The sequence below is a fragment of the Candidatus Kryptobacter tengchongensis genome, from assembly GCF_001458555.1.
GTDB classification, from domain to species: domain Bacteria; phylum Bacteroidota; class Ignavibacteria; order Kryptoniales; family Kryptoniaceae; genus Kryptonium; species Kryptonium tengchongense.
Window position 1 is genome coordinate 1 of the sequence record NZ_CZVH01000093.1, and the last position, 7,480, is coordinate 7,480.

The following is a 7,480-nucleotide window of genomic DNA, read 5'->3' on the forward strand; positions in this document are numbered from 1 at the left end:
TGGATAGTTTAATAGCACAATTGGTTGGGTTTAATTGAGATAAGTTTTTTATTAAAAATAAATTTTTTTAATTTTTTAGTAAAGGCGAGAGAAAATAAATTTGAGAATTTAAATGAGGGAGCAGAGGAGAAAGGGTATAAAGATAACGCCCGAGTTGATTGAGGAGATAAGAAGATTAATAGATGAGAGATTTAAAGTTATGTATGTTGAACGAAGTGATTTTGAGGATTTAAAGGATTTGGTTAAGCAGATTGGGCAGAATATGTTTCTTCTTGCGGAGGCGCAGAGAAAGACAGAGGAGAGGTTAGATGCATTTGAGAAGGCGACGGAGGAGAATTTCAAGAGAGTATGGGAGAGCATAAATCAGCTTACAATTAGAGTGGATCAGCTTGCGGAGGCACAGAGAAAGACAGAGGAAAGATTGAATGCATTTGAGAAGGCGACGGAGGAGAATTTCAAGAAGGTGTGGGAGAGCATAAATCAACTTGCAGAGGCGCAAAGGAGAACGGAAGAGAGGTTGAATGCATTTGAGAAGGCGACGGAGGAGAATTTCAAGAGAGTATGGGAGAGTATAAATCAGCTTACAATTAGAGTGGATCAGCTTGCGGAGGCACAGAGAAAGACGGAGGAGAGGTTGAACCAGCTTACAATTAGAGTGGATCAGCTTGCGGAGGCACAGAGAAAGACAGAGGAAAGATTAAACCAGCTTATAAGTGAACATCAAAGGACAAGAGAAATACTTGCTGGCATTTCGGATACAGTTGGATATGGGCTTGAGGATAAGGTTATGGTTTATATGAGGGAATTTGCAAGGGATGAATATGGGGTTGAGGCTGAAATAGTTGAGAGAAGAAATGTCGTTTATCCAGATGGAAGATATGATGAGGTTAACATTTATGTTGAAGGGCGTAAGGATGGGCAGAAGGTTTATTTGATTGGGGAGTGTAAGTCAAGACCGAGCAAGGGTGAGATAGACAAGCTTAGCAAGAAGAGGGACAGGTTGAGAAATTATTTCAATGCGGATGTTTATGCTTTTATAGTTGCTTATTACTTTTCACCTGAGGTTGAAAATTATTTGCGTGAGGAGCATCCTGATATAAAGATGGTAAAGAGTTATGAATTTGAAATGAGATATGGAAGAAAGGTTTAAAGTTTAGCTTTGCCGAAAAATAAAATTTCCCTCTGCTAAATATGTCAACCCCGTTGATGAGACAATACCGAAAGATAAAGGCACAATATCCAGATGCGATAGTTTTATTCAGGATGGGTGATTTTTACGAGACTTTTGAAGAGGATGCAAAAATAACTGCAAAGGTTTTAGGTATAGCTTTGACAAGAAGGGCGAATGGAGCAGCAGCTGATGTTCCACTTGCTGGTTTTCCGCACCATGCGCTTGAAACATATCTTCCAAAACTTGTAAAAGCCGGATATAAAGTTGCAATCTGCGAGCAACTTGAAGATCCAAAGTTTGCGAAAGGAATAGTTAAAAGAGATGTAATTGAAATTGTCACACCTGGTGTCGTTATTAGTGATAAACTTCTTGACAATAGAGTAAATAATTTTGTTTGTGCTTTGTTTTTTAAAAGTGATAAAGTTGGGGTTGCTTTTGCTGATGTTTCAACTGGCGAATTTTATGCAACCGAGGTTAAAATTGACGATTTGCCAAACCTGCTTGATACCATAACCCCAAGTGAAATCTTATACAGCAAATCGCTTAAAAATGTTGTTGAGCAAGTTCTTGAGAAAACTCAAATTAAACCTTTTCTTACGAAGCTTGAGGATTGGGTCTTCAAATATGATTATGCATTTGAAATTTTAACTAACCATTTCCAGACGCAGTCATTGAAGGGATTTGGGATAGATGAGTTTGAGCTTGGGATAATTTCAGCAGGTGCTATATTGCATTATCTTCAGGAAACGCAGAGAACAAAATTATCTCATATAAGAAAAATTTCACGCTATGATACGGGAGACTACATGACCCTTGATCCAGCAACGAAGCGAAATCTTGAAATAACCGTTTCATATTCTGGGGAAACTGCCTATGGGACGCTTTTTTTCAGTTATAGATAAAACGCAAACTCCGATGGGGGCAAGACTTTTAAAGAAATGGGTCTTGCGACCGCTTAGAAAACTTGAACCAATTCAAAAGAGACTTGAAGCCGTAAAAGAGCTTTATGAAAATCAAGAATTAAGAAAAGAGCTTTACAAAATACTTGGTGAAATTGGTGATCTTGAAAGATTAATCTCAAGGATAGCAATTCGGGCACATCTTCCAGGTACAACTGGAAGAGCAAATCCAAGAGATATGATTAACTTAAAAGAATCGCTCAAAAAAATTCCCAAGATAAAATCGCTTCTTGCAAATTCAAAATCAGATACGCTCCAAAAAATATCAAAGTTTTTAAACCCACTTACTGATGTTATCTCTTTAATTGAATTGGCAATTGTTGACGACCCCCCGGCAACTGTTGCGGATGGTGGAGTTATAAAAGATGGATATAACGCTGAACTTGATGAGCTTCGTTATATAACTAAGTCAAGCAAAGAATTTATAGCAAATTTACAGCAGAAAGAAAGAGAGAGAACTGGTATCCCAAGTTTAAAAATTGACTATAATTCTGTCTTTGGATATTATATTGAGGTTACGAAAACACATCTTGATAAAGTTCCTCCAGATTACATACGAAAACAAACGCTTGTAAATGCAGAAAGATTTATCACTCCAGAGTTGAAAGAATATGAAGAGAAAATTTTCACGGCTGAGGAGAAAATTTCTGCTCTTGAGGCTGAGCTTTTTAATCAAGTAAGGGAGAAAATTTCTGAGCATACAGAAGCAATTCAAAAGAACGCTCAGCTTATTGCGATGCTTGATTGTTTTGTTTCACTTGCTGAAGTTGCGGTTGAAAATAACTATACTTGCCCGATAGTTGATGATGGCGATGTGATTGAGATAAAAGACGGAAGACATCCTGTAGTTGAGAAAATTTTACCCCCCGGGGAAAAGTTTGTCCCAAACAGTGTTTATCTTGATAATTCTGAAAATCAAATTTTAATAATCACTGGTCCAAATATGTCTGGCAAAAGTGTTTTTCTAAGACAGGTTGGTTTAATAGTTTTGCTTGCACAGATTGGGAGTTTTGTTCCCGCAAGTTATGCTAGGGTTGGGATTGTGGATAGAATTTTTACAAGGGTTGGGGCATCGGATAACATTGCTGGAGGTGAGAGCACATTTCTTGTTGAAATGCATGAGATGGCGAACATTTTAAACAATGCAACACCTAAAAGTTTAATTTTGCTTGATGAAGTAGGGCGGGGGACAAGCACATTTGATGGTATTTCAATCGCTTGGGCTATAACTGAGTACATACACGAAAACCCAAAACTTAGGGCAAAGACAATTTTCGCAACTCATTATCACGAATTGAATGAGCTTGCGGAGCTATATCCAAGGATAAAAAATTTCAAAGCGGATGTTAGGGAAGTTGGTGATAAAGTTATATTTTTACATAAAATTGTCCCGGGGTATGCGGATCATAGTTATGGTATAGAAGTTGCTAAAATGGCAGGTTTGCCAAAGGAAGTTACTGAAAGGGCAAAGGAAATTCTTGCAAACCTTGAGCAAAAGGAGTTAACACCGCAGGGCAAAGTAAAGAAGAAAATTTCAAAAGAGGCATTAATGCAGAAGTTTCAGATAAGTTTGTTTGAATTAAATGATGATAGATTAAGGCAGGAAATTTTAAATCTTGATATTGACAATATGACACCTCTTCAAGCTCTTTTAAAACTTCAAGAGTTAAGGGGAAGGATAAAGAATGGGGAAATATAGTGAAAAAATAAAAAAAATAGTTGTTCTTCTATTTGCTTTGTTAAATTATGTGATTTGCGATATTGGTGACGGAATAATTAGAGAAAATGTTATGGAAAGATTGGTAATAATTAAGTTAAAATCAAAAATAAGAAAAGAAGGTAAGCGGTTTATAGAATTAACGGGATTTAGAGCAATTGATTTAAAGCTGAAAAAATTTAAAGCTGTGGAGATACAGGAGATATTTCCAAATCACAGAGATAAAGAATTAAATAGAATATATCTTGTAAGGTATACTGACAACATATCGCCCGAAATTGTAGCAAAAGAACTATCATACGAGCCTGAAGTTGAATATGCAGAACCTAAAATCATCCACACATTAGCTTTTGAGCCAAGTAATGACCCAAAGTATGTTGATGGTTCTCAGTGGGCGTTAAGAAAAATTCAAATAGAGTATGTTTGGCAAAATTTAATCGTGGATTCAATTTTAATTGCAATTATTGATACAGGTGTGGATATACTACACGAGGATTTAAAAGATAATATATGGTATAATCGTAGAGAAATACCTAATAATGGGATAGATGACGATAACAATGGTTATATAGATGATGTAGTTGGGTGGGACTTTGCAGGGAGAGACGGATTTACTCCTGATAATCAGCCTTTTCCTGGGCATCCCCATGGTACTCATGTGGCTGGTATTGTTGCAGCTTCAACAAATAACGGCATCGGAATAGCGGGGGTATTTCCAAAATCAAAAGTTATGGTTGTTAAGGTTTCATCAGACGATCCTAATGACACTAGGATTATTTATGGGTATGAAGGGATAGTTTATGCAGTTGATAACGGGGCAAGAGTGATAAACTGCAGTTGGGGTTCTTACATGCCGTCAAAATTCGGTCAGGATGTGATAAATTACGCCATAAGAAATGGTGTTATAGTTGTTGCTGCAGCTGGAAATAAAAATAGTGAAATACCTTTCTACCCCGCCTCATATGAAGGGGTTATATCTGTGGCTGCTACTGACTCTTTAGATAGAAAAGCATATTTTTCAAATTTTGGAAAAAGAATTGATATCTCTGCTCCTGGTGTTAATATAATCAGCACTTTTCCGGGGAATAGATATGCCTACTTAAGTGGAACTTCTATGGCATCCCCTCATGTGGCTGGTGTAATTGCAATTTTACTATCACAAAATTTAGCTTTGACATCTGAACAAGTAAAACAAAAGATAAGAATAACAGCGGATAAAATTGATGATTTAAATCCGGAATTTAAATACAAACTGGGATATGGAAGACTAAATGCTTATAGGGCTTTGACACTTGAAATGCCGGCGGTGAAGGTTGAAGAGATAAACTTTGTGGATGAAAATTTGAATGGAGTTTATGAACCCGGAGAAAACATCAATGTGACGGGTATCTTGAAAAACTATTTAACAAGGGCTACTTCCCTTTACATTGAAGTTGTTGAGATCAGCGAAAATGCTTTGGAATCCTTAAATAGATTTATTTTTATTGGGGGAGTTGAAACTTTTCAAATAAAATTATTTCAATTTGGATTTAGGGTAAGTAATCAGGTTAATGAAAATACAAGAGCCCATATTGTTTTTAAGTTTTCGGATCAAAATTACCAATATGAGGATTACTATATAGTTAATCTCTTGATTAATCAAACTTTTCTTGATCATAATACGGATAGTTTAGTGGCTACAATTACAAGTCAGGGCAATATAGGGTTTAATGATTATCCAAATAATACTGAAGGTAGTGGATTTTTATTCCAAAAAAATTGAAAACTTATTATTTGAAGGTGCTTTAATAGTTGGGATTGACAGCATTAGGGTTGTTGATTCAGCCAGAGATCACACTGGAAAGAACAAGGTTAACGATTTTAACATAGTCCATCGTTTTACTATTAAAGTCCCCGGGAGCTTAGCTCCGCAGGAAGGTTTGTGTATATTTGATGACAGTAGAGCCGCTGATAATAAAATTGGTTTAAGGTTTAAATTTGAAACATTTGCATACGATAGATATTTAATAGTTAAATTGACGATTAGAAATATTTCGGATTTAGTTTTTGAAAGCATCTTTGCAGGTATGTTTTTTGATTGGGATATTGGTTCAGTTTATAACAATAACCTTGTTTTTGATAGCACCTATCATATGGTGTATGTTTATGATTCTCTTAAATTTTCGGGTAGTTATGCCGGCGTTTCCTTACTTTATCCAAGAGAAAAAATTAACTTTTTTGGAATTGATAATGATTACAGGACTCCAGGCAATCCATTGCCAATATGGGATGGTTTTACAAAGAAGGAAAAATGGAAAGCTTTAAGCAGTGGAATTACAAGGACACAGGTCAAAAATACTGATGTTTCTTTTGTTATATCTGCAGGGCCGTTCGCCCTCCTACCAAATAATGAAATTATTGTATCTTTTGCAATATTTGCAGCCTCATCTCTTCAGGGTTTAAAGACTCTCTCATCTTTAGCCAATAATAAATGGAGTGAAATTTTATCCGGAGTGGGGAATAAACCACCCATATTTACCAAAAAAATGTCAAATGAAATTACTGTGAATGAAGGCGAAACCTTAAAATTTAAATTTGAAGCGATTGACCCTGATAATGACCCAATTTATTTTATCCCTATCAAAATACCTTTAAATGCAAATTTATCAACAAATGGCTACTTTGAATGGACTCCAAATTACGATGATGGCGGAGACCATATTATAAATGTTGGTGTCACCGATGGTATATATACGGTATCTTCTATAACTATTGCTCATGTTAACCGTAAACCTAAATTTGCATCTTTCTTCTCAAAGGTCGCATCTGCTCCTTGCTGAACCTTGTTATATTGATCCCGTTAAAGAAAATCTCCCCCTCATCTGGCTCAATCAATTTCAAAATCAACTTCCCAAGGGTTGATTTACCACTGCCAGATTCTCCAACAAGAGCATACACCTCACCCTCATTGATTGAAAAATCAACACCATCAACTGCTTTTATAAGCCCCCCACCAACTTTGAAATACTTTTTTAAATTCCTTACCCTTATCTTTTCCAACTTGCTTACCCGTTTCTTTTTGATGCAATGAAAAATTGTATCAAAACTCCTACGCCAATAATGCTTGCTGTTTCAGATCTCAACCTTCTTTCACCAAGCGAAATAACATCAAATCCTGAGTTAACAGCAAGTTTGATCTCCTCACTCGTAAACCCTCCCTCTGGTCCTGTAGCAACTAAAATAGAATTAACACCTTTCATCTGTTCAAGATAATTATAAAGCGGAATCCTTTCAAACTCATCGCTTTCGTGAAAGATGACCTTTCTATCATATTCTGTAAATTCAGTGACAAAACTTTTAAAATCAACAGGTTCGCAAAGTTTGGGTATCAAAGCCCTGTTTGATTGTTTACATGCAGATAAGATTATCTTTTTCCATCTTTCAATTTTATTTCTTGAGATATCTTCTAAAGATTTTGCGGGGATCACACGCTCGGTTATAAGTGGAATTATGCATTTTGTACCAAGTTCCGTTAATTTTTCAATTGCAAATTCAAATCTCTCTGGATTTTTCAAAATTGCCTGTGCAACCGCTATATCAACATCTATTATTATCTTCAAAACATTATAGAAAAGACCCTAGAATAAAAATTAA

7 protein-coding genes are annotated in these 7,480 nt (G+C 35.9%); 5 read left to right on the forward strand and 2 right to left on the reverse strand.

The genetic code is table 11. The features are described from left to right. The first annotated feature begins 112 nt into the window (after positions 1-112). From AT685_RS07350 to AT685_RS07365, 5 genes are read left to right on the forward strand one after another with little or no spacing between them, the layout of a single operon-like run. Positions 113-1,150 (forward strand): coiled-coil domain-containing protein, encoded by a 1,038-nt coding sequence (locus tag AT685_RS07350; RefSeq protein ID WP_072152138.1) that lies wholly within the window; start codon positions 113-115, stop codon positions 1,148-1,150. A gap of 56 nt (positions 1,151-1,206) precedes the next feature. Continuing rightward, positions 1,207-2,073, forward strand: coding sequence for a MutS N-terminal domain-containing protein (locus tag AT685_RS08715; RefSeq protein WP_320409080.1), 867 nt, complete (start codon positions 1,207-1,209; stop codon positions 2,071-2,073). Then, positions 2,045-3,829, forward strand: coding sequence for a DNA mismatch repair protein MutS (mutS, locus tag AT685_RS07355; RefSeq protein WP_320409081.1), 1,785 nt, complete (start codon positions 2,045-2,047; stop codon positions 3,827-3,829). Before AT685_RS08715 ends, mutS begins: the two co-directional genes overlap by 29 nt. Further along, positions 3,816-5,609, forward strand: coding sequence for a S8 family peptidase (locus AT685_RS07360; protein ID WP_072152139.1), 1,794 nt, complete (start codon positions 3,816-3,818; stop codon positions 5,607-5,609). Before mutS ends, AT685_RS07360 begins: the two co-directional genes overlap by 14 nt. Continuing rightward, on the forward strand, positions 5,557-6,666 hold the full coding sequence (locus AT685_RS07365) for an Ig-like domain-containing protein (RefSeq protein ID WP_143713173.1): 1,110 nt from the start codon (positions 5,557-5,559) through the stop codon (positions 6,664-6,666). Before AT685_RS07360 ends, AT685_RS07365 begins: the two co-directional genes overlap by 53 nt. Here the strand turns inward: AT685_RS07365 and AT685_RS07370 are convergent. Beyond that, positions 6,620-6,886 carry an ATP-binding cassette domain-containing protein gene (locus AT685_RS07370; protein WP_072152141.1) on the reverse strand — a complete coding sequence of 89 codons (267 nt, stop codon included), beginning with the start codon at positions 6,884-6,886 and terminating at the stop codon, positions 6,620-6,622. The genes AT685_RS07365 and AT685_RS07370 overlap by 47 nt on opposite strands. 5 nt (positions 6,887-6,891) lie before the next feature. After that, positions 6,892-7,446, reverse strand: coding sequence for an RsmE family RNA methyltransferase (locus AT685_RS07375; RefSeq protein WP_072152142.1), 555 nt, complete (start codon positions 7,444-7,446; stop codon positions 6,892-6,894). Positions 7,447-7,480: the final 34 nt, after the last annotated feature.

Excerpts from the sequence above, each read along its gene's own strand:
- AT685_RS07350 (WP_072152138.1), top strand. The coding sequence starts at position 113 with ATGAGGGAGCAGAGGAGAAAGGGTATAAAGATAACGCCCGAGTTGATT.
- AT685_RS08715 (WP_320409080.1), top strand. The coding sequence starts at position 1,207 with ATGAGACAATACCGAAAGATAAAGGCACAATATCCAGATGCGATAGTT.
- mutS (WP_320409081.1), top strand. The coding sequence starts at position 2,045 with ATGGGACGCTTTTTTTCAGTTATAGATAAAACGCAAACTCCGATGGGG.
- AT685_RS07360 (WP_072152139.1), top strand. The coding sequence starts at position 3,816 with ATGGGGAAATATAGTGAAAAAATAAAAAAAATAGTTGTTCTTCTATTT.
- AT685_RS07365 (WP_143713173.1), top strand. The coding sequence starts at position 5,557 with ATGATTATCCAAATAATACTGAAGGTAGTGGATTTTTATTCCAAAAAA.